This window comes from Lysinibacillus sp. NPDC093216 (genome assembly GCF_050280325.1).
GTDB lineage: Bacteria > Bacillota > Bacilli > Bacillales_A > Planococcaceae > Lysinibacillus.
Window position 1 is genome coordinate 242163 of sequence record NZ_JBNNVB010000003.1, and the last position, 25291, is coordinate 267453.

The 25291-nt window shown below is 36.0% G+C and carries 24 protein-coding genes and 1 pseudogene; 6 read left to right on the top strand and 19 right to left on the bottom strand.

Annotated features, from left to right (window positions below):
- Positions 1-23: 23 nt before the first annotated feature.
- Positions 24-905 (bottom strand): LysR family transcriptional regulator, encoded by an 882-nt coding sequence (locus ACQKOG_RS05875; RefSeq protein WP_427445565.1) that lies wholly within the window; start codon positions 903-905, stop codon positions 24-26.
- 138 nt (positions 906-1043) lie between these two features.
- On the opposite strand from ACQKOG_RS05875, the gene ACQKOG_RS05880 reads away from it, so the two are divergent.
- Positions 1044-1739 (top strand): L-2-amino-thiazoline-4-carboxylic acid hydrolase, encoded by a 696-nt coding sequence (locus ACQKOG_RS05880; protein ID WP_427445568.1) that lies wholly within the window; start codon positions 1044-1046, stop codon positions 1737-1739.
- 5 nt (positions 1740-1744) lie between these two features.
- On the top strand, positions 1745-2956 hold the full coding sequence (locus ACQKOG_RS05885; protein ID WP_427445571.1) for a Zn-dependent hydrolase: 1212 nt from the start codon (positions 1745-1747) through the stop codon (positions 2954-2956).
- Between the two features lie 7 nt (positions 2957-2963).
- Here the strand turns inward: ACQKOG_RS05885 and ACQKOG_RS05890 are convergent, their stop codons facing one another.
- The 3 genes and pseudogenes from ACQKOG_RS05890 to ACQKOG_RS05900 all read right to left on the bottom strand — a co-directional run bounded on the left by ACQKOG_RS05890 (position 2964) and on the right by ACQKOG_RS05900 (position 4170).
- Positions 2964-3158 (bottom strand): GrpB family protein, encoded by a 195-nt coding sequence (locus ACQKOG_RS05890; protein WP_427445574.1) that lies wholly within the window; start codon positions 3156-3158, stop codon positions 2964-2966.
- A gap of 135 nt (positions 3159-3293) precedes the next feature.
- A pseudogene (locus ACQKOG_RS05895) lies at positions 3294-3395 on the bottom strand (GrpB family protein); the annotation flags it as partial.
- Positions 3396-3441: 46 nt separating this feature from the next.
- Positions 3442-4170 (bottom strand): class I SAM-dependent methyltransferase, encoded by a 729-nt coding sequence (locus ACQKOG_RS05900; protein ID WP_427445577.1) that lies wholly within the window; start codon positions 4168-4170, stop codon positions 3442-3444.
- 380 nt (positions 4171-4550) lie between these two features.
- On the opposite strand from ACQKOG_RS05900, the gene ACQKOG_RS05905 reads away from it, so the two are divergent.
- Together ACQKOG_RS05905 and ACQKOG_RS05910 are read left to right on the top strand one after the other, a co-directional pair.
- Positions 4551-5456, top strand: a complete 906-nt coding sequence (locus ACQKOG_RS05905; protein ID WP_402873259.1) for a PucR family transcriptional regulator — start codon at positions 4551-4553, stop codon at positions 5454-5456.
- An 84-nt stretch (positions 5457-5540) separates the two neighbouring features.
- Positions 5541-6638: an ABC transporter ATP-binding protein gene (locus ACQKOG_RS05910; RefSeq protein WP_370077291.1), complete on the top strand. Its 1098-nt coding sequence runs from the start codon at positions 5541-5543 to the stop codon at positions 6636-6638.
- A gap of 592 nt (positions 6639-7230) precedes the next feature.
- Here ACQKOG_RS05910 and ACQKOG_RS05915 read toward each other — a convergent pair.
- From ACQKOG_RS05915 to ACQKOG_RS05965, 11 genes are all read right to left on the bottom strand, one after another.
- Positions 7231-8106, bottom strand: coding sequence for an ROK family protein (locus ACQKOG_RS05915; protein ID WP_370077293.1), 876 nt, complete (start codon positions 8104-8106; stop codon positions 7231-7233).
- Positions 8107-8224: 118 nt separating this feature from the next.
- Complete coding sequence (locus ACQKOG_RS05920; protein ID WP_427445582.1) at positions 8225-9238, bottom strand: SIS domain-containing protein; 1014 nt, start codon at positions 9236-9238, stop codon at positions 8225-8227.
- A gap of 11 nt (positions 9239-9249) precedes the next feature.
- Positions 9250-10188: a 1-phosphofructokinase gene (gene pfkB / locus ACQKOG_RS05925; RefSeq protein ID WP_427445585.1), complete on the bottom strand. Its 939-nt coding sequence runs from the start codon at positions 10186-10188 to the stop codon at positions 9250-9252.
- On the bottom strand, positions 10185-11027 hold the full coding sequence (locus tag ACQKOG_RS05930; protein WP_402873269.1) for a class II fructose-bisphosphate aldolase: 843 nt from the start codon (positions 11025-11027) through the stop codon (positions 10185-10187). Before ACQKOG_RS05930 ends, pfkB begins: the two co-directional genes overlap by 4 nt.
- A 564-nt stretch (positions 11028-11591) precedes the next feature.
- Positions 11592-12323, bottom strand: coding sequence for a GntR family transcriptional regulator (locus tag ACQKOG_RS05935; protein WP_370077300.1), 732 nt, complete (start codon positions 12321-12323; stop codon positions 11592-11594).
- A 70-nt stretch (positions 12324-12393) separates the two neighbouring features.
- The gene (gene nagA, locus ACQKOG_RS05940) at positions 12394-13572 is read right to left on the bottom strand and encodes an N-acetylglucosamine-6-phosphate deacetylase (RefSeq protein WP_370077302.1); all 1179 of its coding nucleotides are present in this window, start codon (positions 13570-13572) and stop codon (positions 12394-12396) included.
- The gene (locus ACQKOG_RS05945) at positions 13569-14234 is read right to left on the bottom strand and encodes a YesL family protein (protein ID WP_370077304.1); all 666 of its coding nucleotides are present in this window, start codon (positions 14232-14234) and stop codon (positions 13569-13571) included. The genes nagA and ACQKOG_RS05945 overlap by 4 nt, the downstream gene beginning before the upstream one ends.
- 256 nt (positions 14235-14490) lie before the next feature.
- Positions 14491-16104 (bottom strand): extracellular solute-binding protein, encoded by a 1614-nt coding sequence (locus ACQKOG_RS05950; RefSeq protein WP_370077358.1) that lies wholly within the window; start codon positions 16102-16104, stop codon positions 14491-14493.
- Between the two features lie 24 nt (positions 16105-16128).
- Positions 16129-17007, bottom strand: a complete 879-nt coding sequence (locus ACQKOG_RS05955) for a carbohydrate ABC transporter permease (RefSeq protein WP_370077305.1) — start codon at positions 17005-17007, stop codon at positions 16129-16131.
- Between the two features lie 13 nt (positions 17008-17020).
- The gene (locus ACQKOG_RS05960) at positions 17021-18013 is read right to left on the bottom strand and encodes an ABC transporter permease (RefSeq protein ID WP_370077306.1); all 993 of its coding nucleotides are present in this window, start codon (positions 18011-18013) and stop codon (positions 17021-17023) included.
- A gap of 18 nt (positions 18014-18031) precedes the next feature.
- Positions 18032-19183 (bottom strand): Gfo/Idh/MocA family protein, encoded by a 1152-nt coding sequence (locus ACQKOG_RS05965; RefSeq protein WP_370077307.1) that lies wholly within the window; start codon positions 19181-19183, stop codon positions 18032-18034.
- Between the two features lie 602 nt (positions 19184-19785).
- Here ACQKOG_RS05965 and ACQKOG_RS05970 point away from each other — a divergent pair.
- Both ACQKOG_RS05970 and ACQKOG_RS05975 read left to right on the top strand, forming a co-directional pair.
- Entirely contained in the window at positions 19786-20562 is a 777-nt protein-coding gene (locus tag ACQKOG_RS05970; protein WP_402873278.1) for an ABC transporter ATP-binding protein, read from the top strand.
- A gap of 2 nt (positions 20563-20564) precedes the next feature.
- Positions 20565-22199 carry a hypothetical protein gene (locus tag ACQKOG_RS05975; RefSeq protein WP_427445594.1) on the top strand — a complete coding sequence of 545 codons (1635 nt, stop codon included), beginning with the start codon at positions 20565-20567 and terminating at the stop codon, positions 22197-22199.
- 23 nt (positions 22200-22222) lie between these two features.
- Here the strand turns inward: ACQKOG_RS05975 and ACQKOG_RS05980 are convergent, their stop codons facing one another.
- From ACQKOG_RS05980 to ACQKOG_RS05995, 4 genes are all read right to left on the bottom strand, one after another.
- Complete coding sequence (locus ACQKOG_RS05980) at positions 22223-22834, bottom strand: ABC-2 transporter permease (RefSeq protein WP_402873284.1); 612 nt, start codon at positions 22832-22834, stop codon at positions 22223-22225.
- 110 nt (positions 22835-22944) lie between these two features.
- On the bottom strand, positions 22945-23322 hold the full coding sequence (locus ACQKOG_RS05985) for a GntR family transcriptional regulator (RefSeq protein ID WP_370047444.1): 378 nt from the start codon (positions 23320-23322) through the stop codon (positions 22945-22947).
- Between the two features lie 358 nt (positions 23323-23680).
- Entirely contained in the window at positions 23681-24298 is a 618-nt protein-coding gene (locus ACQKOG_RS05990) for an ABC-2 transporter permease (RefSeq protein ID WP_402873288.1), read from the bottom strand.
- Between the two features lie 4 nt (positions 24299-24302).
- The gene (locus tag ACQKOG_RS05995; RefSeq protein WP_402873291.1) at positions 24303-25160 is read right to left on the bottom strand and encodes an ABC transporter ATP-binding protein; all 858 of its coding nucleotides are present in this window, start codon (positions 25158-25160) and stop codon (positions 24303-24305) included.
- Positions 25161-25291: the final 131 nt, after the last annotated feature.

Consider the following 25291-nt stretch of genomic DNA (forward strand, 5'->3'; position numbering starts at 1 on the left):
CGGAACTTTTTGTTTGTCAATAGCTATCCTTGCAACGATGAAGCAAAATATTTCGATATTTCCACAAATTTTAAAGCCCCTGGAGAAAGATGAATACTGTGTTTGTGTGCAATTCCAACATGTCTTACATACGATTTATAAAATTTTTTTCGGATCAGGTTAGTTGGTGCATGATGTAAAAGTGAATTCGGCACGATTGAAATACCTAAATTTTCATTGACCATTGTCAAAATTACTTGATCGACAGACAGTTCATAAACAATATTAGGATGAATTTTATGTTCGGATAAGATCCGCGAAACATCACGGTCAATACTGCGCTTGGGCATAATCCAACGTTCATGTTGTAACTGCTCTATATAAAGTTTTTCCTCATTCGCTAAAGGATGATCCTTAGCCATAATGCAAACAAGTTCATCATCAAAAACAGCATCAAATACAAGATTTTTCGAATTTGGCTGTACTAAAAAACCGATATCCACAACACCATTATGCAGCCAATCCTCAATTTGATCATAATCTCCCTCCATCAAGCGAATGTTTAAATTAGGATGATGCTGTTCAAAGTACGCTAACACTTTTGGTAATAAAACGAGCGCAACACTAGGAAGAATCCCAACCGACAGTGTGCCTCCAATGAGATTTTTCAAATTGGCCACTGCGGTCTCAAGCTGCTGCTGTTGCTGTAATATTTTTGAGATGTGCTCATAAACAATTTTTCCTTCACTTGTCAAAGCGATATTGTTGCGATTGCGGATAATTAGAGATAGCTCTAGTTCTGCTTCTAAATTACTGATGGTATGGCTAATAGAAGACTGAGTAAGATTTAGCTTTAATCCAGTTTCAGTGAAATTCCCTGTATCAATAAGCGTATGGAATGCGATATATTGGGCTAATGTCGCCATAGGTACTCAAACTCCTTTTATGATTTTTTTTCATATTCGATTACGTAAATATTCATTTGATTTGTTTTAATAGTCCCCTCTATAATAAAAATAATATCCAAGTAAATCAATACGAATTGCGAAAAGGGGGTTCATAAAATGGCAGAGGAAAAATTAATGATGAAGGCTTTATCCATGGATGTGATTACAGCAAAAATGTTTACTGAACTACATCTGTCTATTACAGAACAATACGGGGCGCATGGTCGTGAGTTAGTTCAAAAAGGATTAAAGGCTTTTGGTTTAAAGGATGCTGAAGCGATGGCGAAAAAGGCGACAGCAGAAGGTGAAAATCATGTTTTCTTTAAATACTTACCTCAGGTTGTTGAAGGTGAAGAAAAATTTGCTGATTTAACAACGTATGCCCGCTTTTCAAAAATGTTTGCCCAAATTGCTAAACAAGTCGTGGATAAGTATGGTGAGCAAGGTGAACAAGTCATTATGCGCGCAGTCCAACGTTTCGGTAACAAGCGTGGTAAAGGTATAGCCCAACGAGCACGCACAAATGGTTTAGAAAATTCTGTAGAAAATTACTTAACAAACTATGATATGGGTCGCAGTGATTTATTTGAAATTAATACTTTTTATAAAGAAAATGAAATTGAGCAAACATTTACACGATGTCCATTTGGTCAACAATGGGCAGATGACGATATGGGGAAATACGGTATTCTTTATTGCAAAGTAATCGATCCATCAATAGCTAAAGGGTATAATGAAAATTTCGAAGTGGTACACGATCAATTTGTATTGCGTGAAGGTCAATGCCATTTCCAATTTCAAATGAAAGAGTGATTCTCATGATTAATGGCAATCGACTACTACAGCATCTTCATGAATTAAGTAGAATTGGACGAAATGAAGCAACAGGTGGCATTAATCGTTTTTCTTTTACACTAGAGGAACAACAGGCCATTGCGTTAATAACCTTGTATATGGAAGAGGCCGGTATGACGGTCACTGTTGATGCTGTTGGGAATACCATTGGCACATATGGTGAGGGAGACGAAACCATTTTGCTCGGCTCTCACATTGATACGGTTCCAGAGGGTGGAAAATATGATGGTGCCTTAGGCGTACTTGGGGCAATCGAAGTTGTCCAAACCATTCATGAACAACAGCTTTTATTCACAAAAAAAATTCAGGTTGTCGCATTTAAGGATGAAGAAGGCACACGATTTGGCTTTGGTTTAATCGGCAGTAGTGCCATGGCAGGCCTTTTAACAGAACAACAATTACAGCTCAACGATGAAGCAGGTATTACCATCGAAGAAGCGATGAAAGAATTCCAATTATCACCTTGCCCTTTAATAAAAGCTCAACGTAATGACATAAGAGCCTATTTAGAAATGCATATTGAACAGGGCAAAGTATTAGAAAATGAAGGGTTACCTATTGGTATAGTGACGGGAATCGCAGCGCCCTTATGGTTAGAGGTGACAGTAATAGGGGTTAGTGAGCATGCTGGTGCAACACCCATGCCGATTCGTCAGGATGCCCTAACCGCTGCAAGTGAAATGATTTTAGCCATTGAAAAAATGTTAAATGCCACATCCGATTCTGTAGCTACTGTCGGAAAACTGAATGTATCACCAAATGGCTCAAACGTTATTCCCGGCAAAGTTACATTTACAATTGATCTTCGTGATATAGACGAACAAAAAATTAGCACCTTGGAAAATGCTATTTTACAACAACTTCAAAGAATTGCTGAGAACAGAAATGTAACACTATCATCGAAAGTGTTACAGCGTATCAAACCAGCAAAGACGGATGCTTTGCTACAACAGCAACTAGCCGCTAGTATTGAAAAGCAGGGTATACAACCTTATTCCTTAATAAGTGGTGCTGGGCATGACGCCATGAATATCGCAAAAATTGCACCAATCGGTATGTTATTTGTCCGCTCAAAAGATGGTATTAGTCATAACCCACTAGAATATAGTTCAGATGAGGATATTGTCATTGCCACAAATATTTTTTACGATACTGTAGTAGAGCTTGCTAAATAACCTACTTTTATAATAGAAGAAAAATATAACTAGAAGCCATCCGTAACGTCATTTTCGGATGGCTCTTTAGTTGTTCCTTTAATGAAGCATATTCATTTGCTGCATGGAGATTTTCTCTAAGATAATCACGAAACAGACATTTTTCATTCCATTCAGTACTGTTGTATTCACAAATATGTAAATGGCTTGTCCCTGCCAGCATAATCCTTTTCTAAAAAACCTTCTATCTTTTAGCTCTGGTTTCGAAACATATTCATATTCCATTTCACTTAAAGTGAAGTTTGGTATTTCATCTAAACTCTGTATACCTATAAAAATATAAATAATCGGTTTTGGTTTAAACCCTTATCGATGTACTTCCAATATGCTCAATACCAACGGCTTTTTCACAGAAAGTATCTACTATTCTGTTTTTCTCAAATACATATTGTTCTTTCCAATGCGGACTATATTAGGACAGCTTAACCTATACTTTCGTCATCTGTTTACCCTCTCATTAATTCTTCCTTTCTTTTTAAATTCTTTTTAAATAAACCTACTAAAAATCCATCTAAACCGAAATATTGATCTTCATCAGATAAGGCTATCATTTGCCGTATTTCAATTTCTTCTAATGATTGAAATATTTCTTTTAATTGATTTTGGGTATACCCTAATCCGCCTTCTAAGCTACGTGTTATATATACTTCTTCATCTGAGATGGCTGAACCACCATATGCACCATGTTCCTCAAATGAGCATAAAGCGAAATAACCGTTAGGCTTTAGTAATTTATGAATCAATTCAATATACGTCACACGACGATGAGGTGCTATATGATGAAAACAACCTGAATCATAAATAAAATCAAAGCTCTCTTCTTGTAGATTCAGTTCAAAAATATTAGCACAAATGAAATCTACATTTACGTCTGCTTCATCAACCCTTTTTTGCGCCCATTGCAATGCATGATCCGATAAGTCGACACCAACAACTGAACAGCCTTGTTTTGCTAAGTAAATGGCATTTCGTCCAGCGCCACAGCCTAACTCTAAAACTTTATCTGGCTGAATCACCTTTTTTTCAAAATAGCTTACTAGATTTTCATCAGGTTTATTAACAAAAAAAGGTACCTTTTTAAATGTTTGATCATAAAATCCATCCCAAAATCCCTGCGGTTCACGTAATAAATTATCTAATACAACTAGCAATTGTTCATTTGATTTGATTAGCATTTTACGCCTCCAATTTGCATCTATCTAAAAACTAAATATTCTATCTCTTTATTATATGGTATATTCCTCCAAGAATGTTATCAATCTTTCTTCCGAATATAGATAACTATCTCTCCTTCTATTAGTTTTGACACTTCTTAATGTTCATTGAAATACAAAATGTTACACTGAAATGGCTAGCATTTCTCACACTGCTTATCGTAAATGTCTCCACCGCACGTCAACAACAAAAATAAGAACATTCCAAAAAAGAGCTAAACGGCTTAAGCCATTGGACTACATGGCTCAAACCGCTTAAAATCTGTTTATTATTTCCACTGTCTGCTTGTAAGGGAGCAATTCATATTTGGTTACAGAATATCAAAGGAAGGAGTTATCTAATGAACTTAAATCTCAAAGCATTGTTTTCTACTTACCGTCATTATCGAACAAAGCCAACTGAGTTAATGTATGACTTTTTTTATTTCTACCATCAACAAGCAAATGAATGGTTTTCTGTTTCAAAGCAAGAGATTTCACAGCGTGACTACCAATGGCTCACTGTTTTTTATACTGAGATCACTTCCACAATATCTCAACCATCGGAAATCTGGTATGAATTTTTATATTTGAACGGTGACATACCATCTAGGCTATCATATAGCAAAGCTCGCGTTATTCAGCTCATCTTTTTAAATGATAATCCTCCTGCTGAAGAATTAAAAGAAGCTACTTTGAACTTTTTCCAGCAAGATACGGTAGTACTTCAGGTTGCAACAAATCGCTTTCTATTAATTGAGGCTATGGATAGTTCGATTAATAAAAAGGAAGATTTCATTGCACTTATTCGCACAATTGAAACAGATTTTTTCGTTCAAATTCATTTGTATCAAGGCGAAGCTTATGAAATAAATAAGCAATTCCCAAGTAAGTTCCAACGAGAAGCTCAATGGTTCGAGGAATGCTTACATTATAAAAATGCTGAACAGTTTTATTCATTTGAAACGATATTCCCTATTTTATTAACGCAACAAATGCCTACTTCCATATTGAAATTTATAGAGGAACAAATTTTAATACCTTTGCAGTCTGATATGGAGTTGCTTGACACAGTCAAGACATTTTACGAATGTGGTTTAAATATTTCTTTGACATCAAAAAAACTACATATTCATCGAAATACTCTTAATTACCGTTTAGCAAAATTTCAAGAAACAACAAATATTTCTACAAAAAATCTAGACGGCGCTATACTCGTCTATATTGCTAGCTTTCTTCGATCAAAATTACAAAATGCACAAAAATAATGACTGAAAATTATGCATTTTAAATATTTAGTTTTCCCCTACATTTTTTATACACTTAAAAAAACAAACAAAGGGGCTATAAACATGGAAAAAATCATACTTAAAAATATTATTAAAACATATGATGGCGGTGTAACAGCTGTATCTGACTTTAATTTAGCGGTTCAAGATCGGGAGTTTATTGCACTTGTTGGGCCTTCCGGTTGTGGGAAATCGACAACATTACGAATGATTGCCGGCTTAGAGGAAATTTCGTCTGGTGATTTTTTAATAGATGGCAAGAAAATGAACAATGTACCTTCTAAGGATCGAGATATCGCGATGGTTTTCCAAAACTACGCACTATATCCGCATATGACAGTATACGATAATATGGCATTTGGCTTAAAGCTTCGCAAGTTTTCTAAGCAGGAAATAAAAGAGCGTGTCCACAATGCAGCTGCAATTCTCGATTTAGAAAAGTATTTAGATCGCAAGCCGAAAGCTCTATCAGGTGGGCAGCGTCAACGTGTAGCACTCGGTCGAGCAATCGTCCGCGATGCAAATATTTTCTTAATGGACGAGCCTCTGTCCAATTTAGATGCAAAGCTTCGCGTACAAATGCGCGCTGAAATTACAAAGCTTCACCAACGATTAAAAACGACTACTATTTATGTAACACACGATCAGACAGAAGCGATGACAATGGCCACTCGTCTCGTTGTAATGAAGGATGGTATAGTTCAACAAATCGGGACACCTGAAGAAGTATATGGAACACCAGAGAACAAATTTGTTGGTGGCTTTATCGGCTCACCATCAATGAACTTCTTTAAAGGAGTATTCCAAGAAAACGGGATTCAGATTGATGATATTACACTAACTATTCCAGCAGAAAAAAGTAAATTATTAAAAGAACGAGGTTATTTACAAAAAGAACTGTTTCTTGGCATTCGACCAGAGCATATTTATGAAAAATCTTCTGTAAATCCCGAACCGTTCTTCACAGCAATTGACGCAAATATTGAAGTATCAGAATTAACAGGTGCTGAGCTGATGTTACATGCGCAATTAAATGGTCAGCCTTATATCGCGCGGGTGAACTCCGATACAAAAATTACACAAGGTCAGGTCGCACATCTACTATTTGACATGTCACGCGTTCATTTCTTTGACTTAGAAACAGAGAAACGCATTCGTTAAGGTTAAAGCCTCTGGCGGATGCTACGGAAATCGTAAAGGTGTTCATATAGGATGTTAGCCGTTATCGCATCCATGCGATAACGACTAACCGACCTGCATCGGTAAAAACGCCACGTCCTGTGGCATTACCGAAATGACCGACATCGTGTCGTCCCTCATGTTGTTGCTGTCGCTTCGCTTTCGCACAGACAAAACACGTTGTTGCTGTCGCTTCGCTTTCGCACAGACAAAAACATGTTGTTGCTGTCGCTTCGCTTTCGCACAGACAAAAACACGTTGTTGCTGTCGCTTCGCTTTCGCACAGACAAAACACGTTGTTGCTGTCGCTTCGCTTTCGTACAGACAAAAACACGTTGTTGCTGTCGCTTCGCTTTCGCACAGACAAAAACACGTTGTTGCTGTCGCTTCGCTTTCGCACAAAAGACATCTGCAGGCCTAAGCATACAGTCGATTCCGGACACAAGTATGCCGAGGCATACTTGATAAATCCGCCCTTTCCCGTAGAAACCTGCGTAAATTTCACCTTCGTATCCTTTAACATTATTAATAGAAAAAGGCAGCAAACAAACTTTCATTTGTTTACTGCCTTTTGTTATTTTATCGCTGCTCCGTAAAGACCCGCTTCACCTTTATGAATGCTGCTTTCAATGATTTGCTCTTTCCCTGCAAAAGGTGTCCCTACAAAATGCTGCTGAATCGCTTCTTTAATATAGTCAATGATTTTAGGATGATGATTAAAAAAGCCTCCTCCTAAAACGATACAATGTGGATCAAGCAGAAAAATTATTTGCTGCAACTGTTTCTCTACGGATTGGACTAATGGCTCCAAAATCTTATCGACGATCGGATTTCCATTGTAGTAAAGTTCCATAATATCCTTCAATAATATCTCAGAATCACCGAGTAGCTTTCTCCCTAATTTTTCAATTGCTGGTCCAGCTACACTTTCTTCTAGTGTAGTTCCGTCATTATCGACAATACTAAAGCCAATTTCACCAGCTAATCCGGTTCCCCTTAAAAATTCACCATTGACAACCGTACAGCAAGAAATACCGGTGCTTAATGTAACATATACCATCGTTTCTTTGGAGAACTCTCTAGCTCGATATTCTCCCCATGTTGCTATATACACATCGTTGTCCATTTTAATATGAGCATGTGGGAACACTTCAGTTAAACGCGTACAAATCGGAAAGTTCTCCCAAGGTATATTATTTTGATAAACCGCGATACCTTTTTCAATATCAACGATACCAGGCACACCAATAGATACCTTTGAAATTTCATTAAAAGTAACTTCCTTTTCTGCACATAGCTGTGCAAAGCTATCAATCAAACAAGCAAATAAAGCTTCTCGATTTGTTTTATCACTAGCCACTTCTCTTGTGCTCAACAATTGCTGATGTATATCAAATAAAGCCGCTGCTAATTTTGTTCCACCTACGTCTGCTACTAAAATGTAACTCATCTTTTCACCGCCAATTTTCTTATCCCACATTAACGACCAGTAGTGTCTGATTGATTCGGGATAACTGGACGTTAATTACACAATAACTTTTACCTATTCACTGAATGAAGTGTTTCATTTAAAGGCTTACCACTTGCGTTAAATTACGTGGTTTATCTGGATCATAGCCTTTGAATATTGCGCGTTGATACGCTAACAACTGGAAATATGGAACTACTTCAACAAGTCGATTCAAGTCATCTATTTCTTCTGAAAGTCTAATGATTAAATCTGCTTCCAAGTCTGCTGATGCTATACCAATTACAGCAACAAAACCACCAAGCTTTTGAATATCTTTTATTAACGCTTGATCGAAGTCCTTGGTTTCGTTTTGTGTAAATAAAATAACAACCGTTTCTTTATCGACAATAGAAATTGGGCCGTGGCGGAATTCTAAATTAGAATAGCTTTCACATTCTGTTTGTGTCATTTCCTTTAGCTTTAACGTTGCCTCTTTAGCTAATCCGTTATAAGCACCTGACCCTAAAAAGATAAAGCGTTTTTTCGTTAAATCCTCTGTCACTAGCTTTAACTGCTCTCCATTGCCTAATGCCGTTTTAACAAGTGCAGGGATTTTTTCTAATTGTTTCATCAATTCAGCACGTTGACTAATCTTTGCCGCGTATAGTTGAAGCGCATATAACATATTAGAAAATGATTGCGTCATTACAATACTTTTTTCTGAAATATCGTTTAAGGCAATCACTTCATCTGCTACTTCAGCCAATGGTGTATCACCATTACACGTAACTGCCATTGTACGTATATTCTCTACTCCGTTCAAATGCTCCAATGCCATAATAATTTCAGAAGTTGTTCCTGAGCGTGAAATACCGATAATATTATACTTTTTATTTGATAGAATATGGGTATCCGTGTGTAAAAATAACTCAGATGCTGGGACTGCTACCGCTACTTCTCCTGTAGCCGATTGGTAATAACGTGCTGCTGCAATTGCTAAATAAAATGATGTCCCACATCCTGTGAAAAGAACTATGTCTACAGCATCTTCATTGAATTTAAGCGACTGAACAATCTCTTTTGTTTTACCTAATTGTTGAGCTTGTTTCATAATCTCATTATATGTGTGCATAAATAAAACCCCTATCTCTCTTTAATTTTAGTTATTTGTAGCTCTTTGATGAGACTTTGAACAGTCTCCTTTTGTACTTTCGCAATTTCTTTTTCGCCTGCATTTGCAGAGCCACATGCAACAGCCCATTTATATGCCTCTGTACAGTCCACACCTTCTGAAAGCTTATAGACAAGTCCTCCTAAAAACGCATCACCGCTACCAACTGTATTTACAACATTAATTTTCGGTGCATTTACTTGATAAACCCCTGAACGATTAACAAATAAAGCGCCTTTTTCGCCCAACGAAAAACATACATGCTCAATTCCTAAATCCTGTATTTTTTCACCAGCTTGAATTAAGTCGTCTTGTGCTACAGCCTGCTTCCCGATTAATTGAACAATTTCATCCTCATTAGGTTTAATAATAAAAGGTATTGCTTCAACGCCTTGCTTCAAAGCTTCTCCGCTCGTATCGAGAGCAACCCGAACACCTTTTTGTTTTAATAATCGAATAATCATTGCATAAGCAGCCATCGGTACACCCTTAGGTAGACTTCCTGAGAGCACGAAATATTCAGAACACTGCGTTTGGGTTTCAATCCAATTCAGCATTTCTTGCCATTCATGTTGGTGAATCGTTGGCCCGTCTTCTAAAAGCTCGGTCATTTCCTTCGTTTGCTTATTTGAAACGGTTAGGCAAATTCGACTTTCGCCTTCTATTTGAATAAATCCTGTTTGCATTTTCTCTTCTTTTAAAAGTGCCTTTATTTTTTCCCCATTTAGTCCACCAACGAAACCACCAACGAACACTTCACCACCTAGCGTTTGAATGACGCGTCCGACATTAATGCCTTTTCCCCCACCTTGCTGCAGCCTCTGCAATACACGATTTGTCTCACCAAGCATTAAAGAATTCATTTCATATACTTGATCAATGGCTGCATTTAAAGTTATCGTCGTAATCATTTTTGTAACATCACAATCTTTTGCTCTACTAACTCAATTAATGCCTCCCGTGCAGGAAGAAAATACTTTCTAGGATCATTTTCTGTCGGATTTTCTAAAAAGAAGGCTCTTAATTGCTCGGCAAATAAATCTTTTAGCTCTGTTGAAAAATTCACTTTCGCAATACCGCAATTTAAAGATTTACGTACGCTTTCTTCTGGTACACCTGATGCACCATGCATTACTAATGGCACATTTGTAGCACGGTGAATTTCCTGCAGTAGTTCGAATTGTAGCTGTGGTTCTTGCTTATACTTACCGTGTGCTGTGCCAAAAGCTGGCGCGAACGATTGGATACCTGTTTCATTCACAAAGCGTTCAGCTAGTTTAGGATCCGTGAAAAAGGCCATTTTTTCGTCAACCGTTACATCATCTTCTACACCACCAATTGTTCCAAGCTCTGCTTCGACAGGTACATTAATTGCACTTGCAGCATCTACAACTCTTTTCACAAGATTAATATTTTCCTTAAAAGGCAATGTAGAACCATCAATCATCACCGACGTATAGCCTGCTCGTAAACATTCCATTACAACTTTATATGACTCACCGTGATCTAAATGTAGGGCTACTGGTACTTTTGCTTGTTCAGCAGCTGTTTTGGCAAGCGCAATCATATAATGCATTTCTACATATTTATAAGTGCTTGAAGTCGTTTGTAAAATAACAGGTGCACCTACTTTCTCTGCTCCTACAATAACCGCTTTAATAATTTCCAAATTATGCGCCCCGAAAGCACCAATTGCATAATTATTTCTATAAGCGTCTTCTAACATTTCTTTCGTCGTTACTAGTGGCATAATCGAGTTCCTCCCTCAATGGGTTGTTGGTATGATTTATAGTATAAAAATTCAGATAACTTATGTGACATTATTAAAAACAATTATGTCAATGAGCTTAAAATGCCTATAAAGTATGAACTCACCGACAAAACAAATGGGTTGATTTCCGTTCCGACTGAGCACTTTCCAGAGTCGTCCGATTAGCAGTTTAGGCCAAAAGGATGTTAGGTACGAAGGCGTTATCACAGGACACGATACTTTTAGCCTTCGTTCCTCTATAAGTTTGAAGCAGAATCATCTCTGTGATTGCCAAGGAGTCGCTCAGTCTTGCACTCCAATCAAACACTACACTTAGCATGTATCTTTTAGCATGATATTCCATTTTTATAACGATAAACGGAACTTCTTCACGTCTGTGCGAAAGCAAAGTGTCAGAAGCAACGTAAGCGGAAAAAGCACTCGCCCCTCAGCGAGTAGTCAAAGAAACAGAAATAACCCACATTTTAAATACCAGCATTCACAAAGATTCCTTGGACTTTTTATTCTTTAACACTATAAAACTCATAGAGAGGAACTATGAGTTTAATTTAATTCTGTATAAAACCGGCAGCGATCGCCTCTTACTATTGAAATGCAAAATTCAACTGGCTTTCCTGAAGTATCAAATGCAGTACGTTCTAGTAATAAAGCGGGTTTTCCTGCCTCCGTTTTCAACAAATGCGCCTCATCTCTACTAATGAGAACAGGTTCGAAAGCTTCTTTTGCCCTCACAACGATAATGTCAAAACGTTGTGCTAATAGGCTATACAAGGAAGAGGAACTAACCTCATGTAATATTTCACTATCCTTGATGATACTTTTAGGTAAAAATGACGATTCTAAAACAATTGGTTCATTATCGGCAAAACGTAAGCGTTTCATTTCAATGACTTGTTCATCTTCACCTAATTCAAGACTGTGTCTAACCTTTGTTGAAGGGAATACTTCCTGAATCTCAAGTACTTCATCTCTTGGGTTTAGACCTTTTTCTTGAAGCACACGACTAAAACTATAAAAACCACCCAGCGATTGTTCAAACCTTGGCTTCGCAACAAAAGTTCCTTTCCCTTGAATGCGGTATAATTTTCCTTCTTGTACTAATTCTTCTATTGCTTTCTTTGCAGTATTTCGACTGACGCGAAACATCTCCATCAATTGATTTTCAGAATCAATTTTATCCTCTGGCTTCCACTCACCCGATTGAATCTTAGCAGATAATCTTTGTTTCAATTGATGATATAGCGGGATTACACTAGCTTGATCTAACGGTTTCATCTTCTACTCATCCTTCTCCTAGGTTTTGTTATCAATATATCATCTAATCAAAAAGATGCCTATCGATATATCAATTCTTTTCAAAGGCAAGATTCCCTAAGCAAAAGGTTTTCTCTATTTCTCCCTCAGCATTAAGCCAAACAACATCTGCATCTTTCCCTACAGCGAGAGAGCCTTTACGATCAGAAACTTCTAAATGGATTGCTTGATTTAGAGAAACGAGACGAACTTGTTCGATTAGTGAAAGTGTCAGCCACTCTTCTATGTTTTTTCTTGCTGTATTCATATTCAACACACTTCCTGCTAAGGAGCCTGTTTTACGTTGAATACAGCGATTATCAAACACTTCTACTTCTTCGCCACCTAATGTATAAATACCGTCTGGCATTCCCTTTGCACGCATACCATCAGTAATGACAAGCATGCGATTCAAACCTTTCATTTTACGAATCATCAACAGCAAATCTTTATGAAAATGTATATTATCTGGAATCAGTTCAACATAGACATCATCTTCTAATAGCACTGCCCCTACAACACCTGGTTCGCGATGATGAATGCCTCTCATTCCATTAAATAGATGGGTTGCATGTGTAATACCTGCTCTTATGGCACAGATAGTCATATCATAGTTAGCATCGGAGTGACCAATAGATGCGATCACATCTTTACTTTTCAATGCCCGAAGTAATTCAAAATTCACATCTTCCTCTGGTGCAAATGTAACCAAGCGAATTAATTGATTTGACTTGTCGTATAAATCATTAAATTGCCTAGCATTTGGTTTTAAAATTGATTCCTCTGGCTGCGCTCCCTTTTTTGATCGATTGATAAATGGACCTTCCAGGTGAATTCCTAACATTTCAGCTACCGCAGTAGGCTGTTCTTTGTTATAAAACGCAAGTGCTTCGATAGCAGCTTCAATTTCTGACATAGGGCTTGTCGTCGTTGTTGCTAAAAAGGCTGTTACACCTTCGCTTGCTAAATATTTTGCAATTTTTGCATAATCAGCAGGGGCGCCATCCATAAAGTCATGCCCTAAAGCACCATGTACATGTATATCGATCATCCCGGGAATAATATAGCCTTGTTGCTGACAATCAATAATATTGTCAGACGATATCAATGGAGGGCAATTATTCATTTGATCGATTACTGCAATTTCCCCATCTACCATTTGTAAAAAACCATTCGCTAAAATGCCATCTTCCATCACAATATTGGCATGAATGATCCATGTCTTGTTCATGAAGTCACCCCTTCATTGGGATAATGCTCTGATTTTATTTGTGCTTCAGCTTCCGTTTTCTTTTTGAAAATATGCGATGACATCCAAGATAAAAATAAAGCTGTTAAACTAACGCCGAAAAACGGCAATAATCCTGGAATCCAACTAAAAATGCGATATAATACGGCAATCCCTGCAATAGAGCCGATCATTTGAAGTGGGTATGCTACGCTAAATAATATCGAAACAGCAAAGTAACGGATGGATGGTAGCTCATAATGAGCGTAAATTTGAAAAATATTCAATACCATAATGCAAAATAGAATACTAATCGTTACAAATAAGGTAAGCAATAGTAAACCTATCATCCCATGAAACGACGAAATTATCTGGAAATTAATTGTTAAAAAGTAGCCGATACCTAAAATAACAATACCTATTTTATTCGATGAAATAAACTCTATTTTATATGTCTTCCAATATGTTTTGACAAGTAGTTTTAAATCGTCCTCCCCTTGCAACCTTTTACGTAATGTTGTAAACATCGCAACAGTTGCGGGAGTAATTCCGAATAAAATAAGTCCAAGTAAGGTTAAGCCAATCCACATTAACTGTAACACTGCTAACAATGTTATTAACTCAACTGTCCAGTATAATTTCCCTTTCCATCCTTCAAATTTCATTTACTTTGCCTCCCTACAATAGAAATCCATGCACGACTAAATTCGCCGCGTATGTCTCATTCTTATCCCACATTAACCGGCAGTCAGGCATCTGCATCAAAAGAATAAATAAATTGAAGCTCAACTGCCAGTAAATGTTCGATTAGTTCCAGACAATAGGTTGTTGGTCACACAAGCGTTTTCATAGGAAGTGAGAGTTTTAGCTTGTGTTCTTTTATCATTCAATGAGATGACACCGACTGTATGAAGCTACACTTTATTTTTTTGTACGATCATATGCTGCTTGAGCTACTTCCATATATTTCTCTAAGCCCATCTTCTCAATTGTTTTCTTATAGTCATCCCAATTGTCGAAGCTTGTCTTACCTGTAATAAAGCTTGCTGTCATCTCATCCACATATGTTTGAATGTCTGTTAAAATAGCTGACACTTGATCATTTTCCTCTAATGTGAAGTTCAAACCTGGAATAATGTCTTCATCTTTCAATGCATATGGCATTACTTGCTTAGCATTGTTAATTGAATTTTCTTTAGCTTCTGCCCCTTGGAAATACTTTTGTGTAACGATTCCAGGGTAGTAACCACCTGGCCATGTTAGGTAGTCACTTATTGCTTGATCTAAGTTTTTACCATCAGGGTTGTTAGTAAGGTTATCTACATACTTTACATTACCAGCTGCATCTTCCTCGTAAGTTACACCATTAAAGCCCATGAAGAACATTTTTGTTCCCTCATCACCGTATAAATGGTCAATCCAACGTACCATCGCTTCAGGGTTTTTCGCTTTATCTGTGACAACAAACATTCCTAAATTACCAAGACCGTTAGACATCGCTGTATATTGACGATCTCCATTAGGGCCTTCTAATACATGCGCACCCACATAACCATCTAATTTGAACAATTCTTTCGGATCTACTTCACTTAGCATACCGAAAGTCCCTTTACCTGCTTCAGCAGCGAATTTTTGAGGCTCTGTTGTGAAAACATCTTTATTGATTAAATCCTCGCTATATAATTTGTTTAAAAATTCAAGCAATTGTTTATATTCGTCTGTTGTTGGAACGAAGCGGAATTCTTCAGTTCCTTCTTTAAAGTCTAAATTAGGATTCATCGTTCCTTGTTTGTTCAAGCCGAATGAACCTCTTAAATAATCAATAAATTGCTTAATTCCATAACCAGATCCCCACCCTTGCTCGTCCTGTTGACCGTTACCGTTTGGATCGTTTTCTTTAAATGCTTTAAGCACTTTATATAAATCTTCTGTCGTTTCAGGTGATTGTAAGCCTAGTTTATCTAGCCATTGCTGATTGATCCATGGTGCTCCTACACGAAGCGACTCAAACTTTGGATCATAGATTGTTGGGAAACCGTAAATATTTCCATCTGCCATCGTAATACCTTGCTTTACAGTCGGGTATTCTTCTAAAAGCTTTTTGAAATTCGGTGCATATTTATCAATATAATCATTTAATGGTAGGAATACGCCTTGCTGACCATACTTGATTAAATCAGTTCTTGAGAATGCCGATGCAAAGAAAATTTCAGGATAGTTCCCTGCTGCTAAAAGTAAGTTCTTTTTATCTGCTAATACTTCTGTTTGAACTGTTGTCCAATTAATATGGATGTTAGACATTTTTTCATATTCTTTCCATAGCATTAAGCTATTCCAATCTTGTGAAGCAAAAAACTTAGCTGCAAATCCATCTACTTCAATTTTTTCTTTAGCAATGGGCATCCCCGTAGCATTCACATTGTCGGCGTTGCCACTTGTACTTGCTTTATTTTCTTTATTATCTGAACAAGCTCCTAAAATACTAGCTGCTAACATCATAGTTGCTATCAAACCATATACACGTTTCTTTTTCATCGCCATTTAAATCGCTCCTATTCTTTAACCTTTTAATGAACCAATCATGACACCTTTTACAAAATATCTTTGTAAGAACGGATAAAGCATTAGCATTGGTAGGTTGGCAATGATTAAAACAGCATATTTCAACCCTTCAACGCTAAGTTTTTGAGCTAGAAAGCTTTCTGAAGTTGCTTGAATCATATCATCGGCTTGTCCTTGAATTAAGATTTGTCTAAGTATAAGTTGGAGCGGAAACTTGCTTTGGTCTTGTAAATAAATTAAAGCTTGAAAATACGAGTTCCAATGGCCTACTGCGTAGAATAAAACCATTACTGCCATAACAGGGAATGATAGCGGCAGTACAATACTCCATAAAATTCGAAAGTTTCCTGCTCCATCAATCGTTGCGGATTCCTCTAATTCATGAGGAATCGATTGGAAGAATGTCCGCATAATAATAATGTTCCATACAGCAACAGCATTCGGAATAATCATGACCCAAAATGTATTAATCATGCCTAAGTCACGAATTAATAAGTATGTTGGTATTAACCCTCCACTGAAGAACATCGTGAATACCATAAATGCCATAATGAAACCTTTTCCTTTCAAATCTCTACGTGAAAGAGGATAGGCTGCACAAATTGTCATCACAACATTCAATACCGTTCCGAAAAATGTGTACTTCAATGTATTGATAAATCCATTAATAATATCTGGATTTTGAAATACCTTTTTGTATGCTTCGACAGTAAATTCCCTCGGCCATAACCACATATCACCTGAGATAACATACTGCGGATTACTTAATGAAGCACTTAATACAAAAAGCAATGGGTAAAGAACGATAATCGCAACAATTGCTAAAAAAATATAATTAAAGATTGTAAACGCTTGATCGCCTTTCGATTCTTTCAATTTCACCACTCCTTTACCATAGGCTTGTATCACTTACTTTTTTCGCTATTTGGTTTACCATAATGAGAAGGATAAAGTTAATGATAGAGTTGAATAAACCTACAGCCGCTGAAAAGCTATACTGCGCTTCTATAATCCCGCTTCGATAAACAAAGGTTGAAATGACGTCCGAAGTCGATATATTTAAATCATTTTGCAATAAAAATACTTTTTCAAATCCAATTGCCATAACTGATCCTACGTTCAAGATAAATAAGATAACGATTGTTGGCATAATCGCCGGGATGTTAATATGAATAATTCTCTGAAATTTTGATGCCCCATCCATCATTGCTGCTTCATGCTGCGCTGGATCTACCGCCGATAACGCTGCAATATATATAATGGAACTCCACCCCATTGTTTGCCATACGTCTGATAGTACATAGATTGACTTAAACCATGCTGGCTCCGAAATAAAATCAATCGGCGTACCACCAAACAACGTAATAACTTGGTTAATCATCCCGTCTGACTTTAAGAAAAGTAACAACATACCTACTACAACTACTGTTGATAGAAAATGCGGTGCATAAATAATTGTCTGTATAAACTTTTTAAACCGAAGACTTTTCACTTCATTTAACAGTAATGCAATAATAATCGGTACAGGGAAAGATACTAGTAACGTAAATACACCAATTCCTATTGTATTTTTAATTAATCTCCAAAAATAATAACTATCAAAGAAGCGTTCAAAATGCTTAAAACCTACCCATGGGCTACCAGTAATCCCCTTTGTAGCAATAAAGTCCTTAAAGGCAATTTGCAAGCCGTATAACGGATAATAATGGAAAATCAAAAAGTAAAGGATGACAGGGACTAATAATAAATAAAGCTCCCAATTTTTCCTGATAGATTTCTTCCACTCTACCCAGTGATTCCTCTTTACTTTTGATTGCTTTTTGAACAAACGCTTTGTTTTAAATGGCTTTTCTTCAACAGTTGTTTCATCCAAAAGCGTCATACATACACCCCCTATTTATCAATGCTGTAGAATAGTAGATTCCTGTGAAATTTCAACAACTCTTCCCCCATTACGGAGTGATTCCGTTGCTGCACAGCCAACTGCTACGCTCATACGACCAGCAAATGGAGTTGTTAAAGGCTCTTTATTGTAAAGTATTAGCTCTACGAAATCTTGCGCAATTTTAGGATCTGCTCCCCCATGGCTTCCTTCCTCGGGTTTCATTTCATAAACAACATCACTAAGCTCTTCCCAGGAATTAGATTTACGCGTCTTCAAATAAATTTTATTGTTTACATCATCATTTTCGATACGCCCTTTCGTACCGATAAATGTATAATTTCGTGAATAATCTGGGGTGAAGTGACATTGTAAATAGGAAGCTTTTATACCACCCTCTAATTCCATAATGAGCATGTTATTATCCTCAACATCAATTTCTTCTCGGAACGCACATTCCGTGAATGTATGTGGGACGTATTCTGGACATGTTTTTTTCTGATCACATGTCGGACATGTTAACGTATTTGGTTTATCTCCACCGTAATAATCTAAGCTACCAAATGCAGATACTTTCGTCGCATGTTTTCCAGAAATCCAATGAATCACATCTAAATCATGTGAGCCTTTTTGCAGTAATAGAGATGTTGTATTTTTGGAATTACCGTGCCAATCATGATAATAGAAGTAACCGCCAAAGCCAACAAAGTGGCGGACCCAAATGGCTTTTAATTCTCCAATAGCACCTGAATCGATTAAGCCTTTCATCGTTTGATACATCCCCATATATCGCATATTAAAACCGACCATTAGATGCTTCCCTGATTTTTTCCATATATCTAAAATTCGATCGCAACCCTCCACTGTAATCGCTAAAGGTTTTTCAGCATATACGTGCTTTCCTGCTTCTAAACAAGTAATAATATGTTCTTCATGTAAATAATCCGGTGATAAAACTGCAATAGCATCAATATCGTCTCTTGTTAGTAATTCCTTATAATCCTTCGTTAAAAATAAAGGTGTTTCAAATTTTTCTTGAAATTTATCTAAACGTTCTTGAGAAATATCAGCCAAAGCAACAATTTCTGATTCTCCATCAGGCTTATGCCAATATTGAGCTAAACCTCCTCTTAATCCAGCTCCAATTACTCCAATGCGTACTTTCTTCATTGATTTTCCCCCTTTAAAAATCTTGCATTCAATTGTATTAAGTAAACGTTTACATTTGATACTGATTTTAAAAATCATCCACAACAACACAACTACATGTCAACACGTTGTAGGTACAAGTTAGATCGAAATAGTATAGTGAATATTCCAAAAATTACGCTGAAATAAATATATAATTCTAACCATAAATATGTCAATACCCCAAATTTAGTCATATTATATAATTTTTTTGCTATTAATCTCTTCGAAAAAAGTTGACTCATCTGCGAATACAGAATATTCAATACATCTCTAAAAGCTCAACCCTCTCAGTATAAAAGATATAATTCCCTCACAATAAACCAAAATTTCTAACTTATAATGGTCATCAATAGATTATATAATATAACAACAGGGATATTATCCCACTTATTATACATTACATAATATTTGTGGATATTTTATCTAAATCGATTACACTAAACATAAGATAAAGTGAAACTCTAATTGGTGGCGTTTCTTCATCCTCCACCGATTATTAGTCTTCACCAATCGAGATTTTCCAGACGGTACCAGAAAAATTACTGCCCGTTAATATAGGATCAACCGAAAGGAGTTGCAACATGGAAGAAATCTTGACGATTACGAATTTGACGAAGCGTTATGGTAGTAAGGAAATATTAAAAGGAATCGACTTGCACGTCTCGCGAGGTGAAATAATTGGTTATATCGGTCCGAACGGTGCAGGTAAAAGTACCACTGTCAAAATCATTTTGGGGATCGAAGGCGATTACGGTGGAGAAATTAAGCTTTTCGGGGAGAATATTGGAAAAGACAGCATTGAATATAGACGGCGTATTGGCTATGTACCAGAAATAGCAGATGTTTATGATAATTTATCTGGTTACGAGTATTTAACCTTCATCGGCCAGCTTTATGGCCTTGAATTAGAAGTCGTTGCTGATAAATCAAAATCCTTAATGGAATTGTTTGGTGTTGGTGAAGCGTATCATTCAAGGATATCTTCTTATTCAAAAGGGATGCGGCAAAAGCTATTAATTATCGCTAGCCTTATACATAATCCCGATTTGTTATTTTTAGATGAACCGATCAATGGATTAGATGCGAATAGTGTGATGATCTTTAAAGAGATTTTGATTCAACTAGCTGCCCAAGGAAAAACAATATTTTATTCCTCTCATATTATGGATGTTGTCGAAAAAATCAGTAGTCGCATCATCCTGCTGAATGATGGGAAAATCGCTGCCGATGGGACATTTGCCCAACTACAGGCAGACAATACCGAAGGAACTCTGGAAAAGATTTTCAACCAATTGACAGGCTTCCATGATCATCAGGAAATTGGTGAGAAATTCGTTTCTATTGTGCAAGAGGTATGATCATGAAAGATTTCAAAACGCTTCAGCTACTTGATAAGATTCAATTTGTTTTTGTGAAAATGGGCATCGATTACGAGATCATGAGAAAGATCCTCCATATTAAACTAACAATGGATGAGCGTAAAGTACCGACCATATTTAACCAAGCATCAAATAAAAACAACAAAAAGCAAAAGAATGGCTACATCAAATCTTTATGGATTTATGTTTTAATGGGACTTATGTTGGTTCCTTTTATGGGATTTGGTCAAAACTATCTTTTCCAGATGAGTATTGCTTATGCAATGATTATTTTTATCATCATGACAACATTGATTTCTGATTTTTCTTCAGTACTCTTGGATGTACGGGACAGAAGTATCCTATCAACCAAGCCTATCTCTGCTAAAACGATCAATGCGGCCAAATTTATGCATATTTTCATTTACTTGACGTATTTAACTATTGCATTCACTGCCATTCCCCTTATGGTGGGCCTATTTAATCAAGGGATTGTATTCTTCATTTTAACTGTGCTCTTACTCGTTTTAATTAATGTTTTTATTGTTGTATTAACCGCTATTTTATATATTGCTATTTTAAGATTCTTTGATGGAGAAAAGCTGAAAGACATCATCAATTATGTACAAATCGGCTTATCATTAATGATGATGATTGGCTATCAAGTTCTTATTAGATCCTTTGAATTCGTTAATTTTGATATGGCGGTAGTGTTTCATTGGTGGAGTATTTTTCTAATTCCTATGTGGTTTTCCGCTCCTTATGAACTATTGCTAAACGGTAACAACTCTTTATTTACAGTGGTGTTCAGTATATTTGCTGTTGTCATGCCAATCATCTCGATATGGCTTTATCTAAAGCTGGTTCCAACCTTTGAACGTAATCTACAAAAACTATTAAACACAAGCAAATCGAAAAAAGAGAAGAACAATCGATTTAAGACCCTTTTGTTAACAATCATTTGTAGAACTCATGAAGAAAGAGCTTTCTACCGTTTCGCTTCTCTTATGATGAAACAAGAGCGAGAGTTTAAACTGAAAGTATATCCATCTTTAGGATTTTCTTTTGTCATTCCATTTATTTTTATGTTTTCTTTTTCAAGGTCCGAAATTGTTGATTATGCCGTTAGCATGGGCTATTTAAATATTTATTTCAGCATGCTAATTATTCCGTCAGCTGTGCTTTTGCTTGGACATTCAGGAAAATATAAAGCGGCTTGGATCTATAAAGTCTTTCCAATTATAGATTATACAAACTTGAAAAAAGGCACCTTAAAAGCCTTTTTGATTAAGTTGTATATTCCATTGTATATTTTTCTAAGCATCATTTTCTGCTTCATTTATGGTACGAGAATTATCCCAGATTTATTAATTGTTTTAGTAGCAAGCTGCATGTTCACCGTCATTTGCTACATCGGCATGGGAAGCGTAATTCCTTTCACAAAGCCTTATAATGAAGTTGGCGATGCCCAGAGCTGGAAAACCCTTATATTGCTTATCCCATTAGGTGTTCTGGCGGCACTGCATTACTTCCTGACTACTCATACTACTTATGGAGCAATCATTTACTTATTCATGCTTGTCATCACGAATTTCGTTCTATGGGAGCTTGCTTTTAAGCGTACGAAAACGGCTTGAGCCTGAGCTCAAGCCGTTTTATTTTAAAAAGCTTTTCTCTCATATATACGAATAGATAGTAGCCACGACCCAATAAATAAAATAATAACCGTAATGCTAGCTACAAAATACATTTGCGTTTCTTGTAGAGTCAAGAACTTTCGTGTTAGTTCTCTTAATATATCATTTATAGGAACTAGTAAACTAATTGTTAACATATAAATACCAAATAAAACACCTGAAGCAATCAATAAATATTGCGTTTTAAATTTATAGGAGATTGGAAACATGAATGATATAGCGACCATAACTAGACCAATAATAAGCAACATTTCTTTCCAAATAAAAAGATCACCTTTTCCATTTATGAGGAAATCCCCCACATAAATCATGAAAACAAATAATGTTGTAAATATCAGTGAACCTATATATTTTGAACTGACAATTTCCTTTCTCGTATATGGCAGAGAATTGAGCAAAATATTAGCATTGTCTTTTTCATCGTAAGCGAAAGCATTTAGTATATATATTACACTATAAAGAAATCCCAAAAATATTAGGGGTACACCTGCCAATAAGTAGATTATTATAGTAGCAATGTAAAATAAAATTAATTTCTTTTGTATTAAAACATCCTTAAGTATAAGGTTAATCATCCAATTACCTTCCTTTTTTCGTATATTACATACTATCTTCGAGGGTAGACCTTTTCACAATAACCGCATCTCTAAATATATTCATCACACGAATTTAGCAGCTGTCTCCATCACTCATCCTCTGAATACAATAGTGTGAGCATTTCTTTGAGCTCTGCTAAGCCAATGTTCATTTCTTTAGCATTTTGAATGGCAATCAATAGATTTTCTTCGATTACTTTTACTTTTCTTTCTCTCATCATTTCCTTATTTTGTTCTGAGATGAACGAACCTTTCCCCACAATAGAATAAATAAATCCGTTTTTCTCTAGCTCTTCATAAGCGCGTTTTGTTGTAATAACGCTAATTTCTAAATCCTTTGCAAGCTGTCGCATAGACGGCAATGACTGCCCCTCTTGTAATTCACCTGATAAAATTAGCTTTTTAATTTGAGTATAAATTTGCTCATAAATCGGTTCTTTTGAACTGTTGGAAATAATAATTTGCATGCAAATACCTCTTCTTTATTTTTATGTGATCAGCACAGAAGACGATGGTTATTCCGTTAGCATGAGCAGTTTTTATTTCAGCATGCTTTCGTCAGTTGTACTTATGCTTGGACATTCAGGGAAATATAAAACAATTTAGATTTATAATGTCTTTCCACATAAAGATTACATTGTCTATTGTTTAGAGTATAATTTTCTGCCTCATGAAAATAATGTTTAGCCCATTTGTACACTTTTATTTGTTACATCGACATCGGAAGTCAAGGTCGACGATACTCAGATTTTATTATATGGGACTTTTTGTTTAAGCGTACTTAAATAGCTTGAGCCTACATCAACGGGCTCAAGCTGTTTTATTTCAAAAAGCCTTTCTCGTATATATACGAATAGATAGTAGCCACGATCCAATATATAAAATAATGATCGTAAGGATAGTTACGAAATACATTTGTGTTTCTTGTAAGGTCAGAAACTTTTGAGTCAGCTCTCTTATTTCACCAAATAAATTAGGAATAAAAAAAGTAGTTATTAGCAGCAAGATACCGACTAAAGCACTTGCAACAATTGGCAAATTTTTCGTTTTAAATTTATAAGAAATTGGAAACATAAATGAAATAGCGACCATTACAAGACCAATAATAAGCAGGATTTCTTTCCATAAAAACATTATCGCTTTTCCATTTAAGAGGAAGTTGCTACTATAAATGATGAATATAAACGCTAGTGTAAATACAAGAGAACCTATATATTTTGAACTGACAATTTCCTTTCTCGTGTAAGGTAGCGAATTAAAAAGGATATTAGCATTATCTTTTTCATCATAAGAGAAACTAGTCATTATAAATGATATACTAAATATAAACCCGAAATACAACGGGGAACTCATACTTCCCAATAAAAGGATTATTATAATAGGAATGTACAGTAAAATTATTTTCTTTTGTATTAAAACATCCTTTATTATTAGATTAACCATCCCATTACCACCCTTTTTTCGTATAGTACATAATATCTTCAAGCGTTGGTTTTTCCATAATAACAGAATCCCCAAATATGTTTGCCACACGATTTTTATCCGCTGTCAATGCCTCAAAGCCTGTGTTCGTTTTTCGAATTGCAACAAACTCTCTTTCCGTTTCCTGATCCAATAAATTCAACGTCCCTTTGACAATGGCATATTCCTCTTCAATCTTATAAAATTCCTTCGTGAATATATGTTCACCGTTATGAACAAAGGTAATATAATCCGCAACTCGGTCTAAATCTGTTGTTATATGTGTCGAGAAGAAAATCGTTTTATCTTCATCTTGCATCAATTCATGTAGAATATTTAGTAACTCTCTACGAAATATCGGATCGAGCCCCGCAGTTGGCTCATCCATAATAATTAATTCTGCATGATGAGCTAGAGCTATAGCTAACGAAGCTTTCATCTTCATCCCCTTTGAAAAGGTCTTCATATTTTTGTTCAGTGGTAGTTCGAACTGAGTAACATAACGTTGAAAAGCATCATCATCCCAGTTTTTATAGGCTGGTTTAATAATCCTTTTCATATCCTTTAACGTTACATATTCATAAAAAACATTTTCATCATAGACAAAGCCAATACGTTCCTTTATTTCTTTTTCATGCTTTTTATAATCCATCCCAAACACTGAAACAGTACCACTATCTTGCTGTAGCAAGTTCATAATCAATTTGATTGTTGTAGATTTCCCTGCACCATTTCCCCCGATAAATCCGGTTACGAAGCCCTTTTTTACGTTAATAGAGAAATCCTTTATCTGAAATCCCTTAAAAGATTTATGAACATGCTGTAATTCAATGACATTTTCCATCATCCATCCTCCGTTTGCAATAATGTAAGCATTTCCTTGAACTCTTTAAGGTAACACTCTAAATAATGTATATATACTTTATATACAATATATACACAGCGGATATATTTTGCAAGTAATAAATTATTATT